This is a genomic window from Microbulbifer sp. MLAF003 (assembly GCF_030012965.1).
GTDB classification, from domain to species: Bacteria; Pseudomonadota; Gammaproteobacteria; order Pseudomonadales; family Cellvibrionaceae; genus Microbulbifer; species Microbulbifer variabilis.
The window spans coordinates 4,645,401-4,665,074 of record NZ_CP120232.1 but is presented as its reverse complement, the minus strand read 5'-3'; the positions used below and the strand labels follow the sequence as shown (position 1 = coordinate 4,665,074).

The following is a 19,674-nucleotide window of genomic DNA, read 5'->3' as shown; positions in this document are numbered from 1 at the left end:
TGAAGTTGAGGCTGCATTTGCGGCCTCAATCAAACATACTCAACAAAGACCCCAGAGTTTCCTCCCCCTTTGCCTGATTCTGCTCCGGCGTCGCCTTACCAAACCCTTCAAGCAACACATCTTCTTCCGGCAATTCGTCGATAAAGCGGCTGGGTGTGGTGTCCTGGGTTTCGCCAAACTGTTTGCGCTTGCCCGCCAGGGTCATGGTGAGGGTACGTTGGGCGCGAGTGATACCCACGTAGGTGAGGCGGCGCTCTTCTTCGATATTGTCATCCTCAATACTGTTGCGGTGGGGAAGTAAGTTCTCTTCCATACCGATCATAAACACGTGGGGGAATTCCAGGCCCTTGGCGGCATGCAGGGTCATCAGGCTGACCTTATCGGTGGCTTCCTCTTCTTCCTGGCGTTCCAGCATATCCCGCAAGATCAGTTTGGAGATAGCCTGTTCCAAGCGGATATCCTGCTCCAGCTCATCGTCGGTGCCCTCCATAATCTTGTTAAGGCTTTCCAGCAGCCAGTACACATTCTCCATGCGCTTCTCGGCCACCTTCTCGCTGCTGGCGTTTTGCGAGAGCCAGCCGGCGTAGTCAATATCCTCTAACATTTCACGCAGGGCGCCATTGGCAGAGGTATCGCGACAGTTGCGTTGCACCCCTTCGAGCCAAAGGGCGAAGCGGTTCAGGCGCTCGTAGCCCTGTTCGTTGATATGCTCCTTAAAGCCCAGTTCCGAGCAGGCCTTAAACATGGAGATTTCGCGACCCTTGGCATAGTTGCCCAGGGCTTCCAGGCTGCTGGTGCCTATCTGGCGGCGTGGGGTGTTGATAATGCGCAGGAACGCATTGTCATCGTCCGGATTTACCAACAGGCGCAGGTAGGCCATCACATCCTTGATTTCAGCGCGGGCGAAGAAGGAAGTACCGCCGGACATCTGGTAGGGGACCTGGTGTTCCTGCAATTTCATTTCGATCAGGCGCGCCTGGTGGTTGCCGCGATAGAGCACGGCGAAATCCATAAACTTGCAGCCGCGGCGGCTCTTTTGCAGGAAGATCTCGTTGGCAACCCGCTCGGCCTCCTCATTTTCATTGGCCACCTTGAGTATGCGGATCTCTTCACCCAGGCCGCGATCGGACCACAGTGCTTTATCGAACTCGTGGGGGTTGTGGGCGATCAGATGGTTGGCCACTTTAAGGATGCGGCTGGTGGAGCGGTAGTTCTGCTCCAGTTTGATCAGGCGCAGGTTGGGAAAGTCGGTCTTGAGCGCGCTCATATTTTCCGGGCGTGCGCCGCGCCATGCGTAGATAGACTGGTCATCATCCCCCACTACAGTGAGGCCGCCACGTCCGCCGACTAGCAGTTTTACCAGCAGATACTGGGAGTTGTTGGTGTCCTGGTATTCGTCCACCAGCAGATAGCGAATTTTCTTGCGCCAGCGTTGCAGCAGCTCCGGGTCTTTGTCGAATAGCTGCACCGGCAGCAGGATCAGGTCGTCGAAGTCTACTGCGTTGTAGGCCTTCAGGGCTTCGCAGTATCGGTCATAGGCAATAGCGATAGCCTGCTCACCAGGACTCTGTGCCTGCTCCAGGGCGCGGCGCGGGGTGAGCATATCGTTCTTCCAGTTCGAGATCTGGTTTTGTACCCGATCCAGCAGATCCGTATCCAGGTCGCCATCTCTCAGCATCAGCTCCTTGATGAGGGCGCGGGCATCCTCGGCATCAAAGATGGAGAAGCCGGGCTTAAAGCCGGCGGCGCGGTACTCTTTGCGCAGGATATTCAGCCCCAGGTTGTGGAAGGTGGACACGGTGAGGCCGTGACTCGCCTTGGAGCGCTTGCCATCCGGGCCCGCCAGCAGCTTGCTCACCCGCTCTTTCATCTCCCGCGCCGCCTTATTGGTAAAGGTGAGGGCGGCGATATTGCGCGCGGCATAGCCACACTGCTCGATCAGGTAGGTGATCTTGCGAGTGATTACGCTGGTCTTGCCAGAGCCGGCGCCGGCCAGAACCAGGCAGGGGCCATCGACATACTTCACGGCTTCAGATTGGCGGGGATTGAGCTGAGTCATAGATGGGGTTGCATCTTCGCGTGGCGAGAAAGCGGGGGATTCTAGCAGCCTTGGTTCGAATCCTCCCAGCACCATTGAGAACGATCGACCGTATGTGTACTTTGCACTTGGGATTGGCTATAACTGCGCCTTATTCCCTGCTTGTGTAACCCCATGCAACAACCCATCGCCGGCTACCACCTGGATGAAGAGGATCACTGGGTGGCGGAGCTCGCCTGTGGCCATTTTCAACATGTCCGCCACAATCCCCCCTGGACCAATCGGCCCTGGGTGATCACTGAAGAGGGGCGCGAGTCCATGCTGGGTTTCCAGCTCAATTGCAAGAAATGCGATGAGGGCGCACCGCCCGATACGCTCGAAAAGGTTGTACAACCATGACAAAACTCTGGGTTGATGCCGACGCCTGCCCTGTAGCTATTAAGGAAATTCTGTTTCGCGCCGCCGAGCGCACTGCCACTGAATTGACACTGGTAGCTAACCAGGCGGTGCGGGTACCGCCGTCGCGCTATATCCGCTCTGTGCAGGTAACTGCCGGCTTTGATGTGGCGGATAACGAGATAGTACAGCGCTGCGAGGCTGGGGATCTGGTCATTACCAGCGATATCCCCTTGGCGGCAGAAGTGATCGATAAGGGTGCTGAAGCCCTAAACCCCCGTGGAGAGCGTTACACCAAAGCCAATATCCGCGCGCGACTCAATATGCGGGACTTTATGGATACCCTGCGCTCCAGCGGCGTTCATACTGGCGGACCGCCAGCGCTTAGCCAGGCGGACCGCAAAGCCTTTGCCGATCAGTTAGATCGGTGGTTGGCAAAAAGTCGCAAATAGGCTGGAGGGATGGCCATGGAAGGTTTAAGGCTGGAGCCATTACAGGAATGGCAACTGCCAACGTTGATGTCCTGGTTGCCGGATAAACAGCAGTGCCAACAGTGGGGTGGCCCCAATTTCCGATTTCCGTTCGATCAAGGATCTTTTCTAGAGGACTGCCGGTGGCCGGAGTTGCCAAGCTATGTTCTTCTGGATCGAGAAGGAGAAATGCTCGCCTTCGGTCAATATTACCAACACCTGGACCGGTGCCATTTGGGCCGTCTGATTGTCTCCCCAAATCACCGTGGGGCCGGCCTTGGGGGAGAACTGGTAACACTTATTGCACAAACCGGTATCAAAGCCCTGGGTGTAGCAGAGTGCTCTTTGTTTGTATTGCGTACTAATTTGGCGGCGCGCAGACTCTACGATAAGTTGGGTTTTATACAAGTTGCCTACCCTAAACAACGCGAATGGCTTGATCTGTGTGATTTTATGGTCGCACCGGCTGAAGGCTTTCAGTGAGAACAGATAATAGAATAGTGATTATCCGATGTCTGAATTAATACAACCAGCTACCGAGCGTCTGCAGCTACGCCAATGGCGGGAAGAAGATAAGCCCGTGTTTGCCGAAATGAACGCTGATCCCAGTGTGATGGAGTTTTTCCCTTCGCTACTGACACGGGAAGAAAGTGATGCGGGTGTCGATCGTAGTAGCGCACATATAGAAAAGTATGGATGGGGCTTCTGGGCTCTGGAGCTCAGGGAGAGCGGAGAGTTTCTTGGCTTTGTCGGTATAAAAAATGTGACCGATAACCTGCCCTTTGCCCCGGCGGTAGAGATTGGCTGGCGACTGGCTCGCCCCTTTTGGGGTAAGGGTTATGCCAGTGAAGCGGCACGGGCATCTCTTCATGTAGCTTTTAATACTCTGTGTCTTAATGAGGTGGTATCTTTTACGCCGTTACAAAATATTCGTTCCCAAAAAGTAATGGAACGCTTGGGTATGCAGAGGGATTCTCTCGTTTTTGAGCACCCGCAGGTTTCCCGAGAAAGCCCTTTATTGCGTCACTGCCTGTATCGTCTAAGTGCCAGTGACTGGAAAAAATTTGATGTAATTGGCTTCGACTAACCCGGGAACAAATGCTCTTGGCTGGGTTCGGATAAGAAGGCGAAAAATAGGTTCGCTCTCTTATTAATAATAACCAGTCAGATATTTTCTCACTTCCGATGTCAGGTGAGGGTAGGGAGTTCTTGCTATGGGATGGTGGTTTTCTTTTAAGTCGATCTTTATAACGGCTACTGGCCTTTTGCTAATGGTTGTTCATCTCAGCGCATCGGCTGAGCCTTATCTCAAAATCAGTCAGCGCCCGGATGGTTCATCACTTTATTGGTCTCTGGAAAAACCAGCGAATAAAGGAAAAATTGGTTTGTTCCTGATGGCCCAGGGCTCAGGCTGTTTACCGGCAATTAAAAACACCACTCTTCAGCAGGCCAAAGAGATGGCTGTGGATTATGCCGTTTTAATGGTAGAGAAATATGGAGTAACCCATACCGACAGCCCCGAAGAACAATTTAAAGATTGTTCTCAGGAATACATAGCCAATCATACTGTTGAGCAGCGTACGGTAGATGTTGAGCAAATTGTTGACGAACTACGCGGGGCCGATTGGTGGAATGGCAAGCTGGTCCTGTTTGGTGGTTCCGAGGGCGGTGACCTTGTTGCCCGATTGGCGCCCAGGTTAAATCCCGATGCCGCAGTGGTCTTTTCAAGCGGGTTGGGGGAGTCGTTTGCCCAGGCGTTAAAGGGTTTGGTTCCACCCCATGTCGCTAGAGAGGTGGATGTCAAACTTGCCTATGCCCGAGCCAACCCCAAAAGCGCGGAAATCTGGGGTGGAAACTCTATGCGTTGGTGGGCCGATGTCGCTGATCGGGTACCGGTCAATGACTTACTGGATAGCCGTGCCCCTGTCTTGTTGATTCAGGGCGCAGAGGATAAATCTGCTCCGGTCAGTTCCGGCCGTGCAGCGAGAGATGCTTATGTTTCCGCCGGGCGCTGTGAGCTGACTTATTGGGAGTATGCTGATTACGATCACTTTATGACAGATACTGATGGGATCAATCACCGAGGTGAGGTATTCGAGCGGATTACTGGCTGGATTGAAGACGCTGTACTTAATGGAGCTCCTGGCTGTATCTCCGATGCAGGAAAAAAGAAATAGAGACCTATAGATGAATATAAGAATCAAATTAGCCGCAATAGTAATGGCAACTTATTCCAGTATTGCGATGGCAGAAAATTTCCCTGTATTGCCGCAACTGGATACCTATAAAGTGCCGGAATCCTGGCGTCAGCCGGTAGCGCCGCTAAAGATAGCGGATAATACATGGCAGATAGGTACCCAGGGAATTACTTCTTTACTGCTAAAGGGTAAAGAAGGTGCGATTCTAATTGATGGAGGAATGGAGCAGACGGCTAAGCACTTATTGGGAAATATGCGCAGATTGGGAATTGCACCCACCGACCTGAAATTAATTTTGCACAGTCATGCCCATGCAGATCATATCGGTCCCCTGGCCGAGCTAAAACGTATTACCGGCGCCCAGGTAGTGACAAATGCTGAGTCGGCAGTATTGATGGCTCGTGGTGGCGCTAATGATATTCATTTTGCAGATAAAATTTTATACCCATCAGTAAACGCGGACCGTATCCTGCATCATGGAGAGCAAGTTGTCCTTGGGGACTTACGACTTCGTGTACATTTTATTCCGGGGCACACTCCTGGCAGTATGGCTTGGACTTGGCAGGATACTGTTGATAGTAAGGTTATCGATATCGCTTATGTAGATAGCCTTACGGCTCCGGGTTATCAGTTGGTCAATAATCTCCGTTATCCCGATATTGTTCAAGATTACCGAATGAGCTTTGAACGGGTGCGTAAATTACCCTGTGACCTACTTATCACACCTCATGCGGGCGCAAGTGGATGGGTGTTTCGTGATACAGCTAAGCAGAAGAAAGCGGTTAGCTGCGAGAAATATGCAGCTAAAGCTGGCAAAAATCTGGAGAAAAAACTTGCAAGTAATTCACAATAAAATCTCTCTGGGCATATGAAATTACATGGTTAAATTTTTAACGTCCCCTACTGGATTTAGATTGTAATAGTTATTGCAGGGTAATATGTGATGTTTACAAAATTATTCAAAAAGTATCCCAAGCAGAATGCTGGATCTCAAATTTATTTTTTGAAATTGGCTTATATTTTTTCTTTGCTTCTATATCAGCAGGTTGCCAACGCTGACACCTTTGCCATTGAAGGGGGAAGTGGTTTGATGGAATGGGTTTTAAGCCAGCGATCTGGTTTGTTGATGAGAATGGCCTCTTGACCAAGACTCGGCCACAAGAAGTTGATTACATCATTGATGCCAGAGGAAAATTTGTAGTACCACCGTATGCCGAGGGGCATAATCACAATCTGCAAAACCCTTGGGGTATTAAGAATTTTGGGGCCTTGCAAGTGAAGTCCGGAGTTTTTTACAGTGTGCAGATGTGCAGCTTTGGTAAGGGGTTGGAAACGCAGTTTAGCGGTGAAGATACCATGGATGTTTTATTTGCCTCAGACTGCATAACGGCTTCTGATGGCCATCCCCTAAGGATGATTTTAAATGGTAAAAAAAATGTCACCAATGATGAATTAAAAAGCGCCCAGGAAATGGTCATGGTGGCAGAGGATAAAGGGGATCTAGATCAAATATGGGAGAAAGTTAAAGCTAACCATCCCTCTTTTATTAAAATTATACTTGTTGGCAGTGAAAAATTTGAGGAGCGCCATGGTGATAAGAAATACCTTGGAGTTAATGGCCTCAATCCTAAGCTGGTGCCGGTTATTGTCGAGCGTGCGCATAAATTGGGGATTCCGGTGGTGGCTCATGTGGATACCGCTCATGATGCCATGGTAGCTATAAAAGCGGGTGTAGATATCTTGGGTCATTTGCCCGGGTATCGAATCGCAAGAAATGAAGGGTTTGATAGACAGGATTATGTGTTAAGCGATGCTGTTATTGCTGCGGCTGCTAAGCAAGGTACCAAGCTGATTGCTACTGCCAGTGTGCCTTCTGAGCATAGCTATCCTGAAGATGAATTGAAGGAAATCCAGACGGTTCAAAAAGATAATCTTTCTCGTTTACGCAATGCGGGCGTACCCTTATTAATGGGGAGTGACAACTTCTCCGGTACGGTGCTTCGTGAAATTCGTTACCTGGATACTCTGGATATTGCACCGAGAGAAGTATTGCTGAAGTCCCTAACTATGGATACTCCAAAGTGGATGTTCCCAGAGCGCCACTTGGGCTCGTTTTCTGAAGGTGCGGAGGGCAGCTTCTTAATATTAGAGGGTAACCCTCTGGAGGATCTTGGGTTTCTCGATAAGATTTATATTGGTGTTAAGCAGGGGCATATATTAGTCAGTTCCCCCAGTAGTAATTAGCGATAAATATACTCAGAATTTTTTCTTTGGCCAATGTAAGCTTGGTTGAATATCCCCAGCTTGATGACCAAGCTGGGGTTTAGCCCTTATATTTGCCATCCGTCTTCTGCTTTTATATTTACTTTTCCAACAAGCGATGTACTTTTGGCACAAGATAGAAATACATTAGGGGGACGAGAATTCCTGTCATGATCAAAGATTTCAGTCCTATCGCAATTTGTAGATCCAGTGCTTTTATTGCCAATAGTAAAAGAGTGACAATCGGATAAACCAATGCCCATATACACAGGGCATGTAGTATAGATTTATTCATTATTTTAAGCCTTCCATAAAATTGGATATCATCCGGAAGTATCCGGGCAATATTTTTTGTAAAAAGTACTTTCCGTCTGTAGTGAGTGCTACACATTTAGCCCGGCCGTCACTGGAATCTGCTTTTATGGCGATGAGTCTATCCTCCACCATACTTTTAAGTGTGCGCGTCATTACTGGCCGGGAAATATCGATACGCTCTGCAATCTCCGAAACCAGTAAGCTATTTCTTTCCGGTTCCCGGTCGATAACGATCATTATCAAAAAACGTAGTTGGGATGTCCCATGGTCGGAAAAATAACTCTCCAGCTCCCGCAAAAGCAGGCTCGCATCCCGCATTATGGTGAGAGCATCCTGAATCGCTTTGGGGTTATTTACAGAAAACTGCTTTGCATAGCCTTCCACCATTTGTTGTGAAGGTAGTTCTTTAAGAAAAAACATAGGGAGCTACACCAATCTTTCCAGCTTATTGATTTCTACAGGTTCTTTTAGCCAGTCTTTATAAGCTTCAAAAATCGGTACGATGTAGGGCATGGCGTAATGCCTATCGAGGTCTTCCTGGCTGCACCACTCTTCGTATAAAAACAAGCTTTTCTTATCCTGGTGTACAGCAAACTGCAGGCAGCCCTCCTCTTCCAAGGTATTTGGAACTATGGATAGGATTGCCCGTCTGGCTTGTTCGAAGAACTCCGCCTTTGGTGAGATTTTGGCAATGATAAATAGATGGCTTTTCACAGTCGCTTTTCCAAAGTATCAATATAGTTATCATGATAACTATATCCCAAAAGACGTCAACCGCTAGTGGCTGATGTAGCAATCTAGGGAAATGCCACCTATCAGCATTAAATGACAGGATTCTGGTCTATAGGAATTAACTAATTGAAAGAGCTGGCCACCTGGCGTCTATCAAGGTTTCGGTAAGCCAGAGCCTCGGCAATCTGCGTGGAGCTTATCGTTTCTTGCTTGGCGAGATCCGCCAGGGTGCGAGCCACTTTGAGCACTCGGTGGTAACTGCGTGCGGAAAGGCCCAGTTTTTCCACTGATTGGCGCAGAAGATGTTTCTCTTTATCCCCCAGGGTACAGTGTTTTTCCAGCTCTGCCCCTTTTAAAAGGTTGTTGGTACTTCCTTGCCTTTGAACCTGTAGTTGCCGTGCAGCGCAAACCCTTACCCGCACACTTTCGGATGCTTCCCCCGGAGCTGCATCCTGCAGTTGCACAGCATTCATAGCACCAACCTCTATCTGCATATCGATACGATCCAGCAAGGGGCCTGACAGTTTATTGCGATATCGGTCTATCTGGTCCGGAGTACAGCGACAGCGGGGCTCACCCAAGTAGCCGCATGGGCAGGGATTCATTGCGCCTACCAGTTGAAAATTCGCGGGATAAGTAACCTGGGCGCGTGCCCGGGAGATGCGCACTTCACCGTTCTCCAGGGGCTCGCGCAGGATTTCCAGGGCATGGCGGGGAAACTCTGGCATCTCGTCGAGAAACAATACTCCGCAATGGGCGAGTGAGATTTCACCTGGCTTTGGAGTACTGCCGCCACCGACCAAAGCGGTTGGTGAAGCGCTGTGATGTGGAGCCCGAAAAGGTCTCTGGCTTTGGTGAGGCATACCGGCACTGGAGTAGACAGCGGCGACCTCAATCGACTCGGCAGTTGTGAGTGGTGGCAATATACCGGGCAGACGACTGGCTAACATGGTTTTGCCTGTTCCCGGAGGGCCATAGAACAACAGGTTGTGCCCCCCGGCTGCGGCTACTTCCAGGGCGCGTCTGGCTTTAAGCTGACCGCGAATATCTGCGAGGTCTGCGCACTGGATGGTGGGCTCCTCCTGAGATTTTACGGCTTGGGACAGGCTTTCACGTCCATGCAACTCCGCGCAGATCTGCAGCAGGGAGCTGGCGATTAGAGTTTCACCCTCAGCCAGTGCTGCTTCAGCTCCGCACTCCCGGGGAGCTACCAGTTTGCGTCCGGCGGCCGAGCAGGCAATGGCAGCGGGTAAGCTACCGCTCACTTCACGTAGAGCGCCGGTAAGGGCTAATTCCCCGATAAACTCGTAGTTTTCCAAGGCTTCAGCGGGAACCTGCCCCGAAGCAGCGAGTATGCCTATGGCAATGGCGAGATCGTAGCGACCACCTTCCTTGGGAAGGTCGGCGGGGGCGAGATTGACTGTGATACGACGCTGGGGGAACTCAAAATGGCTGTTGATCAGGGCGCTGCGCACCCGATCGCGACTCTCTCGCACTGCCGCTTCAGGAAGGCCCACTATATGAAATGCGGGGAGGCCATTGGCCAAGTGAGTCTCTACGGTAACTAGTGGGGCAGATACCCCTAACTGGGCTCGGGCATGGGTTACTGAGAGGCTCACAATTTCATTCCTGAAATGGTTGCCGGAGAGTTCAGTCTTCGGCTTGGTTATCCCTTTGTGCCAGAGCTTGCTCCAGCATTTCCACTTTATCTTCCAGGCGCGCCAGTTTTTCACGGGTGCGCCTCAATATTTCCACCTGGGTATCGAATTCGCGCTGGGATACCAGCGGTAGCTTATCCAGAGACACTTCCAAAGCGTTGCGTAGGTCATTGCTGACCACTGCGCCCTGTTGTTGCAGTTCTTTCAGTAGCTGTTGCAGTTTATCCGCAGCCACAGGCAACTCCTTACTGAGTAATTCATATCTTTTGGCACTGGATTGTAACCCACAGAGTTTTGCCGCAACAGTTGCCTAAAGGTGCACTATTCTGAACTTTGCTCCTGCAGGAACTCCCCACTTCTGTGCATATACCGACAATTGGAGCCATCTTGGTGCGCACTGGTTTGCGGGCGCTCTGTTCGTATTTATTTCAATTTCTCATTTTCTTATCTAACTCATTGATTTTATTGAGTGCTGCGGCTTTGGCATCAACTCTGCAAACAGTCAGGGCAGGTGTGCCATTTACGATCACTGGGAGTCCGGGAAAGTAGCGGTTCACAAGACGCAAGAGACCCTCTGTCATACCCGACAGTAAAGGACCGGTTGCAGGCGGCGCCATTTCAAGAATCAAAAAATTTCAGACTTAATAAATCTTGGAGGATTAAAGGTGAAAACTAAAATGAACAAAATCGCCACTGTCTTCTCTGGCGCTGCCCTAGCACTAGCTATTAGCAATATATCTTTTGCCGAGCAAAGTGATCCAAGTTTCAGTGTTAATGCTGGATTGGTTTCAGATTACAAGTTTCGAGGTATTAGTCAAAGTGATGGAAGGCCAGTAATTCAGGCTGGAATGGATCTGGATGTTGGCAATGGCTTTTATTTGGGTACCTGGGCTTCCCAAGTGGATTTTGATTATGGCAGTGATGAAACTGATTATGAGCAAGATTTCTACGGTGGTTACTCCACAGAAATTAATGAATCTATAAGCTATGATATTGGATATATTTATTACGCCTATCATGGAAGTGGTCGCGATGAAGATTATCAAGAGATCTATGGAAGCCTAACCTTCTCCGATCTAACATTAGGTTTTGCATATTCAGATGATTATTGGGCCGATTCAGGCAATTTTTATTATCCATATGCAGGTTACAGCTTTTCTTTGCCTTCTGATTTTAGTTTAGACCTTCATGTTGGTTTAAACCTATTTGATGAAGAAATATTTCTGTACGAATCCGACTCTTATATCGATTACTCCGCAACTCTCAGTAAAAATTTTGGCGGCCTTACTCTGAGCGCTGCTTTTGTTGGCACTGATGTGAGCGACAGAGAGTGTTTCGATACCGACTGGTGTGAACCCACCTTGCTCGCTGGAGCAACCTACGCCTGGTAATAAAAACGCCCGCAATTGTTAGCGGGCATTATTTTTTTGTGGGGGAGATCCATGAAACTGATTACTGCAATTATCAAGCCCTTCAAATTGGATTCAGTGCGGGATGCTCTGCGAGAGGCCGGTGTTAAAGGCGTTACAGTCAGTGAAGTGAAAGGATTTGGCCGGCAAAAAGGCCATACAGAATTATATCGGGGCGCAGAGTATGTAGTGGATTTTTTGCCTAAAACCATGTTGCAAATTGCTGTAACTGAGGAGCAACTGGATGAAGCATTGGAAGTAATTGGCTCCAGTGCACAAAGCGGAAAAATCGGCGACGGCAAAATTTTTGTGGCTAATCTTGAACAGGTGGTTCGCATACGTACTGGAGAGACCGGTAGTGAAGCTATTTGAGTCAGTAATAATCAATAAATAATTTTAAAATTCTAAGAATTAAACGGAGAGAGAAATGGAGAATCAAGTATTTCAATTGCAATATGCAATTGATACGTTTTATTTTCTAATGTGTGGTGCACTAGTGATGTGGATGGCTGCAGGCTTCGCCATGTTAGAAGCAGGCCTGGTGCGCTCAAAAAACACCACTGAAATTCTGACTAAAAATGTCGCGCTATTTGCAATTGCATGCATTATGTATCTGATGACCGGTTACGCCATTATGTATGATGGCAGCTGGATGCTTGCAGGCATAGAGGCCTTTAGTCTTGAAGGTGTATTGGCCGACTCTGCCAAGAATGGCTTTGAAGGGGACTCGGTATATTCCGGTGCTTCCGACTTTTTCTTCCAGGTAGTATTTGTTGCTACCGCAATGTCCATTGTATCTGGTGCCGTTGCAGAGCGCATGAAGCTGTGGAGCTTCCTCGCATTTGCTGTAGTGCTCACAGGGTTTATTTACCCGCTTGAGGGTTCCTGGACCTGGGGCGGCAAAGATGTATTTGGACTGTACAGTTTGAGTGATCTTGGCTTCTCTGACTTTGCCGGTTCCGGCATTGTTCATATGGCTGGTGCTGCTGCCGCGCTGGCAGGTGTTCTACTGTTGGGTGCCCGAAAAGGTAAGTACGGTCCCAATGGGCAGGTCTATGCCATTCCCGGTGCAAACTTGCCGCTGGCAACCCTTGGTACATTTATTTTGTGGATGGGCTGGTTTGGTTTTAATGGCGGTTCCGTGTTGAAGCTGGGAGATGCAGCCAGCGCGCATTCTGTGGCTATGGTATTTCTCAACACCAATGCCGCTGCAGCAGGTGGGGCTATAGCCGCACTAATTACTGCCCGCCTGCTATTTGGGAAGGCTGATCTCACTATGTTGTTGAATGGAGCCTTGGCCGGCTTGGTGGCTATTACTGCAGAACCATCTACGCCGACTGCGTTACAGGCGACCCTGTTCGGTATGGTTGCTGGAGTCCTGGTAGTTTTCTCTATTATCACTTTGGACAAGTTGAAAATTGATGATCCGGTTGGTGCTATTTCTGTGCACGGTGTTGTCGGCTTGCTTGGTCTGTTATTGGTTCCAGTGACCAATGAAGGTGCCTCTTTTATTGGCCAGTTCGTTGGTGCATTGACTATTTTCTTCTGGGTTTTTGTCACTTCCTTTGCCGTGTGGTATCTGCTTAAGTTGGTGACCGGTATTCGTGTCAGCGAAGATGAAGAACAAGAGGGTGTTGACTTGGCTGAATGTGGTATGGAAGCTTACCCGGAATTTATGAGCAAATAGTTGTCCTGCGACGATACTGCCCCATGTAGGGGCGCTATCTGACTGAGGTTCCCGCAAAGAAGACAAATCAGGGGAAATACAAGAAATGAAATTGATTACGGCCGTTGTAAAGCCCTTCAAATTGGATGACGTGCGTACCGCATTGTCTGAGGTTGGGGTTCAGGGGATGACAGTAACTGAAGTAAAGGGCTTTGGTCGCCAGAAAGGGCATACGGAGCTCTACCGTGGCGCTGAGTATGTGGTGGATTTTCTACCCAAGGTTAAGCTGGAGTTAGCGGTCGACGACGATATGGTGGACTCTGCTGTTGAAGCGATTACCAAAGCTGCACAGACCGGGAAGATTGGTGATGGAAAAATCTTTATTACAGCACTGGAAGAAGTGATCCGTATTCGGACCGGCGAAACCGGATCTGAGGCTGTTTAATCGGCAGCAAACTTAGTTATTCTCTTCTCTCAGGCCATCTGTGTCTGGTGCCTATACAAGCCCCTTCCGGGGCTTTGTTGTTTCAAAACCTTAGTCCTCCTAGATGCCTTTAGGTTATTTGCAATGGTGGGCTGCCGTATTGTCGCTAAATTCCCCATAGCAAACCGTAATATTCCCCGGTTTTTGTCCCAACAAAAAACTCTACTGTACCGGCTGCTTGTGGCTGGCGGCTCAGATCGAGAGTGCCTATATATTAATCGCCGCTTTGATGCGGTAGGGGATCGCCACAGATTGTGGCTTTCGGTTTCATTCTCGCCGCGGGAAGGGGCGGCACAGAGGTACTCCCTCTGTAACAGGAGTAAGGGTTACAGGGTTTTGCTATGAAAGATGGTTATGAAGATCAAGGCAAGAGCTCCCGCAGCAAAGAGTCTGAGGAATTTGCCGAAGAACGCTCTATTACCTCCCGTGAACGTGCCAGAAGCCAGTTGAGCACGGATGTGGAGGAATTTCTCGCCAGCGGCGGGGCAATTAGTGAAATTGACCCGGAAGTTACTGCCGATCCCCCGCGTAAACCGCAGCCTAAATACGGCAGTCGCCCTATTTAGCGCCTGAGGGATTGCCGCCCCTGCAGTGAGGATGGCGGCAATTCCTTTTTAAAGATCCTCCCGGGCTTTGGAAGGTGCCGTTTCAGCGCCCCATCAGACTGGGCAGCAGGCGCTCTAATACTTCGCCAATGTAGGAAAGAAACAGGGTGCCGAGGCTTGATCGATAGTACTGAGGGTCAGAAGAGCCAACGGCGAGCACGCCCAACTGGTTACCTAAGGGAACCACCGCCGCGGAAGCGACATCCTGCCAGCTTTCACCAAAAAGGAATTCTTTCTCGCCGGGGCGTAAGGCACCACATACTGGGCGACCATTACGCAAAATTCCTCCAATTGCCGTTTCTGCACCTGCGAGTGAGCTGGTTTGTACCTGTCCCAGGCTGCGGGTACTGGGTAGTGGCCCAAATAGGGTCAGGTTGGTGAATTCCACATTGAAATCATTAGCAAAGCTGGAATAGAGAGCGTCTGTTGCTTCGCCGATGTCCTGAGCTTCAAGAAGGGCTAGGATCAGGCGGCGGCTGTTAAAGAAGAGTTGGTCGTTGTCACGGGCATTGTGCAGTAGTTGGTCCAAGCGCTGGCGCATTTCAATATTGCGCTCTCGCAAGAGGTTGGTTTGATGTGTCATCAGAGACACGGTCTTCCCATTTTCCCGCGGTAGCTTGATGGTTTCGAGTAGGTCCATCCGGTCGACAAAGAATTCGGGGTTTTGCATCAGGTAGCGAGCCACCTGCCGAGCTAGAAGCTTGTCATCCCGCTGTGTTTCCTTGTGACTGCCGGCGACAATCTCTTCAGAGCTCTGATTGGCGTCTGTCTGTTCCATCATGGTCCATTTACATTATTGGCGCGGGTTTTGGGTGAAATGACAGTCCCAGTGGGTAAGGACCCACTATCGAAAGGTACTACAGAGTTCCCCGGGAGGTCGGATAGCCGCCATCTTGCCCGCAAAATTATTCAAATAATGATTTGCCCGTGGAAAACTGTTGTTGCGGGCCCGGTCATAGTAACCGGCTGGCCTGGCCCACTCCAGTGAATTGTCAGCTTGCCACCGGGAAGGTGAATTTCAACCTTTTCATCCACAAGCCCGCGCTGGTGGGCATAAACCATTGCCGCGCAAGCACCAGTGCCGCAGGCACGAGTTTCTCCCACCCCTCGTTCAAACACACGCAGTTGCGCTTCGTCACGGGAGTCGATTTGTAGAAAGCCCACGTTGACCTTTTGTGGGAAGCGCGGGTGAGCTTCAATTAGCGGTCCCAACTGGTCAACTGGGGCTTGCTGTACATCCTCAACCAGCAGTACCGCGTGGGGATTGCCCATAGATACGGCACCGATGGTATATGTCTCGTCAAGGACATCAATGGGGTAACTGTCAGCGTAGCGATCGGCACTGAAGGGGATTTGTTCCGGCTCCAGCACTGGTGCGCCCATATTGACGCTTACTTGGTCGCCATCCATGACTTTAAGTTGCAGAATGCCACCGGCCGTTTCGACTTTTAAACGCTTCTTGCCGGTGAGGCGGCGGTCGCGCACAAATCGGGCGAAGCAACGCGCGCCATTTCCGCAATTTTCCACTTCACTGCCATCGGCGTTGAATATTCGGTAGCGGAAGTCTGCATCGGGGTCGCGGGGAGATTCCACCAGTAAAACCTGATCGCAACCAATGCCCAGGCAGCGGTCGGCAATTCGACGAATTTTGTCGGGGGATAGTTTGATTCTTTGACTGATGCCATCGAGCATCACAAAATCGTTGCCAAGCCCATGCATCTTGCTGAATTTAACGCGCATTCCATTTCTCTAATGATTTTGTGTACCTGACGGATATGGATGCCTCTCAGGCTCGAATATGCCGTGGCGACACAGGTGTTTCCTGGTCCACCTGGTCACCATCGATTGGCATTACCAATATGTCGAGATTTTATAAGTATCGAACAGCCTGTCTGTGGGGTGTTCGCGTAGCCCCCAGAGATGGTGGCACTAAAATCTTTATTTTGACATCTATTTCGCCACAAAGGATCAGGCTTTCTCCGGTACCGGGGTTTCTCCCCGCACCAGGTCGCTAAAGCTTTCCCGCGCCCTTACCTGGTAGGTGTTGCTACCGTCGACCAGCACTTCCGCTGCCCGTGGCCGGCTATTGTAGTTGGAACTCATGGTAAATCCGTAGGCACCGGTAGAGAGCATGGCTAGCAGCTGACCCTGTCGTAGAGTCAGGGCCCGGTTTTTGCCGAGGAAATCACCGGTTTCGCATACTGGCCCGACGATATCCCACATGGCGTTTTCCCCGTGATCGGGGGTCACCGGCACTATATCCTGCCAGGCCTGGTACAGGGCCGGACGCAGATTATCGTTCATTGCCGCGTCAACGATGGCGAAATTGTGCTCCTGCGTGCGCTTTAGATAGTCAATGCGGGTCAGAAGCACACCGCCATTGGCGGCGATTGAACGCCCTGGTTCAAGGACCAAGCCGAGATTGCGATCGCCAATGCGCTTAAGTACTGCCTCGAGGTAATCCGCCACCGGTGGGGGCTCTTCACCTCGATAGCGCACGCCCAGGCCGCCGCCCAGGTCCAAATGCTCTAATTGGATGCCTTTATCGGCGAGGTCATCTACCAAAACCAGGAGTCGATCCAGGGCATCGAGGAAAGGTGCGACTTCAGTGAGCTGAGAGCCGATATGGCAGTCCACACCAATTATTTTCAAGTGGGGGGACTTGGCTGCATCTAGATAGACTTTCAGGGCACAATCAATAGCGATGCCGAATTTGTTTTCCTTGAGACCGGTGGAGATATAGGGGTGAGTTTGCGCGTCGACATCCGGATTTACGCGCAGGGAAATTGGGGCGACGGTTTCGCATTCGGCAGCTACCTGCTCCAGGCGCAGCAATTCAGCTTCAGATTCGATATTGAAGCAGTGCACACCCACTTCCAGCGCGCGGCGCATCTCATTGGCAGTTTTGCCCACACCGGAAAAGACTATCTGTGAGGGATCACCGCCTGCCAGTAATACACGCTCCAGCTCACCGCCAGAGACGATATCGAAGCCTGACCCCAGCTGAGCCAGTAATGAGAGTATGCCAAGATTGCTGTTAGCCTTGACCGCGTAGCAGATCAGGCCGGGATGGTTGCCCAGGGCATCGGCATAGGCCCGGTATTGCCGCTCAAAATGAGCGCGGCTGTATACATAGGTGGGAGTGCCGAATTGCTCGGCAACCTGCTCGAGGGAGACGTCTTCAGCCCAAAGGCTGCCGTTGCGATAACTGAATTCACTCATTTCTCAGTTTCTTGCTCCTCTGGGTATTCTTCATACAGCGGCTCTTCTCCTAATGGTTCAGGCACAGCTTCACCGGCCGGTTCAATGGCTGGTCCACTGGGCTCCACTGCAGTGCTGCTGGTAGGCGCCGTATTGGGCGGACCAGTAGTAATACTCGGCGCGGGCTCTGCCGGTGCCTGAGGTAAGTACAGCGGGCCCTTCTGGCCACAGCCTGCTATCAGTGCGGAGGCACCTAGCAGCGTGAGGAGTGGGAGAAGTATTTTTTTCGGCATGGGTGACATCCTGCGCTCGGGCTTTCGAAGCGGTGTTCGGCAAAAGCCTGATAGTATAGCGGCCGAATAAATTCATCACAGTAGACGGTAACAGAAGTAACAAAAGATGAGCCAAGCGGAATACGAAGCGGCCATTGAGCGAAGCCTGATGGCGATAGAGGATGCCCTGGATGAGTGTGATTGGGACATCGATTACGAGCGTAGTGGGTCGGTTTTAACTCTTACGCTGGAGGATAATGGAAGCCAGGTGATTCTCTCTCGCCAGTCGGCCAGTCGCGAATTGTGGGTGGCAGCTAAATCCGGCGGTTATCACCTGGCCTTTGAAAACCCCGGCTGGAAATGCGGCACTACCGGGGAGGATCTGACCACTCTGCTTGATCGTGTGCTGAGTGAGCAGCAGGGCGAAGAGGTCAGCTTGGGGCTGGGGCCCTAACCGCAGTAATTTGGCTTTTTAGAAAGCCCGGAAAGCCGGGCTTTAACTTCAAATCCACTAACAGCGCTGTTTGATTGCTTCACGTGCGCGCGCACAGGCCGCACGTACCTGATTGGGTGCGGTACCACCGATATGGTCACGGGCGGCCACCGAGCCCTCAAGGGTGAGCACTTCAAATACATCCTCGCTGATTTCAGCAGAAAATTGTTGTAGTTGCTCCAGGCTTAGTTCAGCCAGGTCCTTGTTTTGTTCAATGGCAAAGGATACTGATTGACCGACGATCTCATGGGCATCACGGAAGGCAACACCTTTGCGTACAAGGTAATCCGCCAAGTCCGTCGCGGTGGAAAAGCCCTTGGCGGCCGCCTCCAGCATATTGTCTTTTTTCGCCTTGAGAGCCGGTATCATATCTGCAAACGCGCGCAGGCAATCCAGAGCGGTGTCGGCGGCGTCAAACAGCGGTTCTTTATCCTCCTGGTTGTCCTTGTTATATGCCAGCGGTTGACTTTTCATCAGAGTCAGTAAGGCGACTAGGTGCCCGTTTACACGGCCGGTTTTACCGCGTACCAGCTCAGGCACATCCGGATTTTTCTTCTGTGGCATGATGGAGGAGCCGGTGCAAAAGCGATCCGGTAGATCAATAAAATCGAACTGGCTCGAAGTCCAAAGGACCAGCTCCTCGCTCGCTCGGGAAAGGTGAGTGAGCAGCAGCGCGGCGAAAGCGCAGAATTCAATGGCGAAATCCCGGTCGCTGACGGAATCCAGAGAGTTTTCGGTCGGGGCATCAAAACCGAGTAATTCAGCAGTGCGTGCGCGATCAATAGGGTAACTGGTGCCGGCCAGTGCGGCTGCACCCAGGGGAGAGCGGTTGACTCGCTTGCGGCAGTCCATCAAGCGCTCATAGTCCCGGGTAAGCATGGCGTTCCAGGCCAGTAGGTGGTGGCCAAAAGTCACCGGTTGAGCGCTCTGTAGGTGAGTAAAGCCCGGCATAATAGTGCCCGCTTCGCGTTCCGCCAGCGCTACCAGGCCGGTTTGCAAGCGGGTTAGCTCGCCTGCAATCCTATCGATGCGCCCCCGCAGCCATAGGCGAATATCCGTTGCTACCTGATCGTTGCGGGAGCGGCCAGTGTGCAGTTTTTTACCGGTGGCACCGATGCGCTCAGTCAGGCGCGCCTCGATATTCATGTGCACATCTTCCAGCTGCACTGACCACGGGAACTCCCCTGCCTTAATTTCCTCTGCTATTTCCTTCAGGCCATGGGCGATCTTTTGATATTCATCTGCACTCAATACCCCTACCTCAGAGAGCATCTGGGCATGGGCGAGAGAGCCTTGGATATCCTCCAATGCCATGCGTTGGTCAAAGGTGACTGAGGCGGTGAACCTCTCTACGAAGGCATCAGTGGCTTCACTGAAGCGGCCTCCCCAGAGTTTGGCGGCCGGGTTATTGGCGGAATCGGTGGGGGCTTTTTCGTTGCTCATGGTTTTCCTGGCTGCAGTGAGGTGAAAGGCCG

25 protein-coding genes are annotated in these 19,674 nt (G+C 51.1%); 14 read left to right on the top strand and 11 right to left on the bottom strand.

What is annotated here, in order from left to right:
- Window positions 1–25 precede the first annotated feature (25 nt).
- Entirely contained in the window at window positions 26–2,059 is a 2,034-nt protein-coding gene (gene rep, locus P3339_RS22200; protein WP_026305120.1) for a DNA helicase Rep, read from the bottom strand.
- 153 nt (window positions 2,060–2,212) lie between these two features.
- Here rep and P3339_RS22195 point away from each other — a divergent pair, with 153 nt between their 5' ends.
- The 8 genes from P3339_RS22195 (at window position 2,213) to P3339_RS22160 (ending at window position 7,346) form a co-directional block, all read left to right on the top strand.
- Window positions 2,213–2,437 carry a DUF3565 domain-containing protein gene (locus P3339_RS22195; RefSeq protein WP_282951923.1) on the top strand — a complete coding sequence of 75 codons (225 nt, stop codon included), beginning with the start codon at window positions 2,213–2,215 and terminating at the stop codon, window positions 2,435–2,437.
- A complete protein-coding gene (locus P3339_RS22190; RefSeq protein WP_282951922.1) occupies window positions 2,434–2,886 on the top strand; it encodes a YaiI/YqxD family protein in 453 nt (150 codons plus the stop codon). Before P3339_RS22195 ends, P3339_RS22190 begins: the two co-directional genes overlap by 4 nt.
- A 15-nt stretch (window positions 2,887–2,901) precedes the next feature.
- Window positions 2,902–3,387 carry a GNAT family N-acetyltransferase gene (locus tag P3339_RS22185; protein WP_282951921.1) on the top strand — a complete coding sequence of 162 codons (486 nt, stop codon included), beginning with the start codon at window positions 2,902–2,904 and terminating at the stop codon, window positions 3,385–3,387.
- Between the two features lie 28 nt (window positions 3,388–3,415).
- Entirely contained in the window at window positions 3,416–3,991 is a 576-nt protein-coding gene (locus P3339_RS22180; RefSeq protein WP_282951920.1) for a GNAT family N-acetyltransferase, read from the top strand.
- A 127-nt stretch (window positions 3,992–4,118) separates the two neighbouring features.
- The gene (locus tag P3339_RS22175) at window positions 4,119–5,081 is read left to right on the top strand and encodes an alpha/beta hydrolase family protein (protein WP_282951919.1); all 963 of its coding nucleotides are present in this window, start codon (window positions 4,119–4,121) and stop codon (window positions 5,079–5,081) included.
- 10 nt (window positions 5,082–5,091) lie between these two features.
- Window positions 5,092–5,955 (top strand): subclass B3 metallo-beta-lactamase, encoded by an 864-nt coding sequence (bla, locus tag P3339_RS22170; RefSeq protein ID WP_282951918.1) that lies wholly within the window; start codon window positions 5,092–5,094, stop codon window positions 5,953–5,955.
- A gap of 90 nt (window positions 5,956–6,045) precedes the next feature.
- Window positions 6,046–6,246: a hypothetical protein gene (locus tag P3339_RS22165; RefSeq protein WP_282951917.1), complete on the top strand. Its 201-nt coding sequence runs from the start codon at window positions 6,046–6,048 to the stop codon at window positions 6,244–6,246.
- A complete protein-coding gene (locus tag P3339_RS22160) occupies window positions 6,198–7,346 on the top strand; it encodes an amidohydrolase family protein (protein WP_282951916.1) in 1,149 nt (382 codons plus the stop codon). The genes P3339_RS22165 and P3339_RS22160 overlap by 49 nt, the downstream gene beginning before the upstream one ends.
- Before the next feature lie 118 nt (window positions 7,347–7,464).
- Here the strand turns inward: P3339_RS22160 and P3339_RS23850 are convergent, their stop codons facing one another.
- The 5 genes from P3339_RS23850 to P3339_RS22140 form a co-directional block, all read right to left on the bottom strand.
- Window positions 7,465–7,659: a hypothetical protein gene (locus P3339_RS23850; protein WP_502867311.1), complete on the bottom strand. Its 195-nt coding sequence runs from the start codon at window positions 7,657–7,659 to the stop codon at window positions 7,465–7,467.
- Complete coding sequence (locus tag P3339_RS22155) at window positions 7,659–8,099, bottom strand: MarR family winged helix-turn-helix transcriptional regulator (protein WP_282951915.1); 441 nt, start codon at window positions 8,097–8,099, stop codon at window positions 7,659–7,661. The genes P3339_RS23850 and P3339_RS22155 overlap by 1 nt, the downstream gene beginning before the upstream one ends.
- A 6-nt stretch (window positions 8,100–8,105) precedes the next feature.
- On the bottom strand, window positions 8,106–8,393 hold the full coding sequence (locus P3339_RS22150) for a putative quinol monooxygenase (RefSeq protein WP_282951914.1): 288 nt from the start codon (window positions 8,391–8,393) through the stop codon (window positions 8,106–8,108).
- Between the two features lie 140 nt (window positions 8,394–8,533).
- Complete coding sequence (locus tag P3339_RS22145; protein WP_282951913.1) at window positions 8,534–10,030, bottom strand: YifB family Mg chelatase-like AAA ATPase; 1,497 nt, start codon at window positions 10,028–10,030, stop codon at window positions 8,534–8,536.
- 31 nt (window positions 10,031–10,061) lie between these two features.
- Complete coding sequence (locus P3339_RS22140) at window positions 10,062–10,304, bottom strand: accessory factor UbiK family protein (RefSeq protein WP_020413697.1); 243 nt, start codon at window positions 10,302–10,304, stop codon at window positions 10,062–10,064.
- 442 nt (window positions 10,305–10,746) lie between these two features.
- Here P3339_RS22140 and P3339_RS22135 point away from each other — a divergent pair, with 442 nt between their 5' ends.
- The 5 genes from P3339_RS22135 to P3339_RS22115 all read left to right on the top strand — a co-directional run bounded on the left by P3339_RS22135 (window position 10,747) and on the right by P3339_RS22115 (window position 14,194).
- Window positions 10,747–11,460: a TorF family putative porin gene (locus tag P3339_RS22135; RefSeq protein WP_282951912.1), complete on the top strand. Its 714-nt coding sequence runs from the start codon at window positions 10,747–10,749 to the stop codon at window positions 11,458–11,460.
- A 51-nt stretch (window positions 11,461–11,511) separates the two neighbouring features.
- Window positions 11,512–11,850 (top strand): P-II family nitrogen regulator, encoded by a 339-nt coding sequence (locus tag P3339_RS22130; RefSeq protein ID WP_020413694.1) that lies wholly within the window; start codon window positions 11,512–11,514, stop codon window positions 11,848–11,850.
- A 55-nt stretch (window positions 11,851–11,905) separates the two neighbouring features.
- A complete protein-coding gene (locus P3339_RS22125; RefSeq protein ID WP_282951911.1) occupies window positions 11,906–13,165 on the top strand; it encodes an ammonium transporter AmtB in 1,260 nt (419 codons plus the stop codon).
- Between the two features lie 85 nt (window positions 13,166–13,250).
- A complete protein-coding gene (gene glnK, locus P3339_RS22120; RefSeq protein ID WP_020413692.1) occupies window positions 13,251–13,589 on the top strand; it encodes a P-II family nitrogen regulator in 339 nt (112 codons plus the stop codon).
- A 380-nt stretch (window positions 13,590–13,969) separates the two neighbouring features.
- Window positions 13,970–14,194, top strand: a complete 225-nt coding sequence (locus tag P3339_RS22115) for a hypothetical protein (RefSeq protein WP_282951910.1) — start codon at window positions 13,970–13,972, stop codon at window positions 14,192–14,194.
- Between the two features lie 82 nt (window positions 14,195–14,276).
- On the opposite strand, the gene P3339_RS22110 is transcribed toward P3339_RS22115, so the two are convergent.
- The 4 genes from P3339_RS22110 to lptM all read right to left on the bottom strand — a co-directional run bounded on the left by P3339_RS22110 (window position 14,277) and on the right by lptM (window position 17,727).
- Window positions 14,277–15,014 carry a DUF484 family protein gene (locus tag P3339_RS22110; protein WP_282951909.1) on the bottom strand — a complete coding sequence of 246 codons (738 nt, stop codon included), beginning with the start codon at window positions 15,012–15,014 and terminating at the stop codon, window positions 14,277–14,279.
- 128 nt (window positions 15,015–15,142) lie between these two features.
- The gene (dapF, locus tag P3339_RS22105; RefSeq protein WP_020413689.1) at window positions 15,143–15,973 is read right to left on the bottom strand and encodes a diaminopimelate epimerase; all 831 of its coding nucleotides are present in this window, start codon (window positions 15,971–15,973) and stop codon (window positions 15,143–15,145) included.
- A gap of 228 nt (window positions 15,974–16,201) precedes the next feature.
- Window positions 16,202–17,455, bottom strand: coding sequence for a diaminopimelate decarboxylase (gene lysA, locus P3339_RS22100; protein ID WP_282951908.1), 1,254 nt, complete (start codon window positions 17,453–17,455; stop codon window positions 16,202–16,204).
- On the bottom strand, window positions 17,452–17,727 hold the full coding sequence (gene lptM, locus P3339_RS22095; protein WP_020413687.1) for an LPS translocon maturation chaperone LptM: 276 nt from the start codon (window positions 17,725–17,727) through the stop codon (window positions 17,452–17,454). Before lptM ends, lysA begins: the two co-directional genes overlap by 4 nt.
- 106 nt (window positions 17,728–17,833) lie before the next feature.
- On the opposite strand from lptM, the gene cyaY reads away from it, so the two are divergent.
- A complete protein-coding gene (gene cyaY / locus P3339_RS22090; RefSeq protein WP_282951907.1) occupies window positions 17,834–18,160 on the top strand; it encodes an iron donor protein CyaY in 327 nt (108 codons plus the stop codon).
- A 57-nt stretch (window positions 18,161–18,217) separates the two neighbouring features.
- On the opposite strand, the gene argH is transcribed toward cyaY, so the two are convergent.
- Window positions 18,218–19,642: an argininosuccinate lyase gene (argH, locus tag P3339_RS22085; RefSeq protein WP_282951906.1), complete on the bottom strand. Its 1,425-nt coding sequence runs from the start codon at window positions 19,640–19,642 to the stop codon at window positions 18,218–18,220.
- Window positions 19,643–19,674 lie beyond the last annotated feature (32 nt).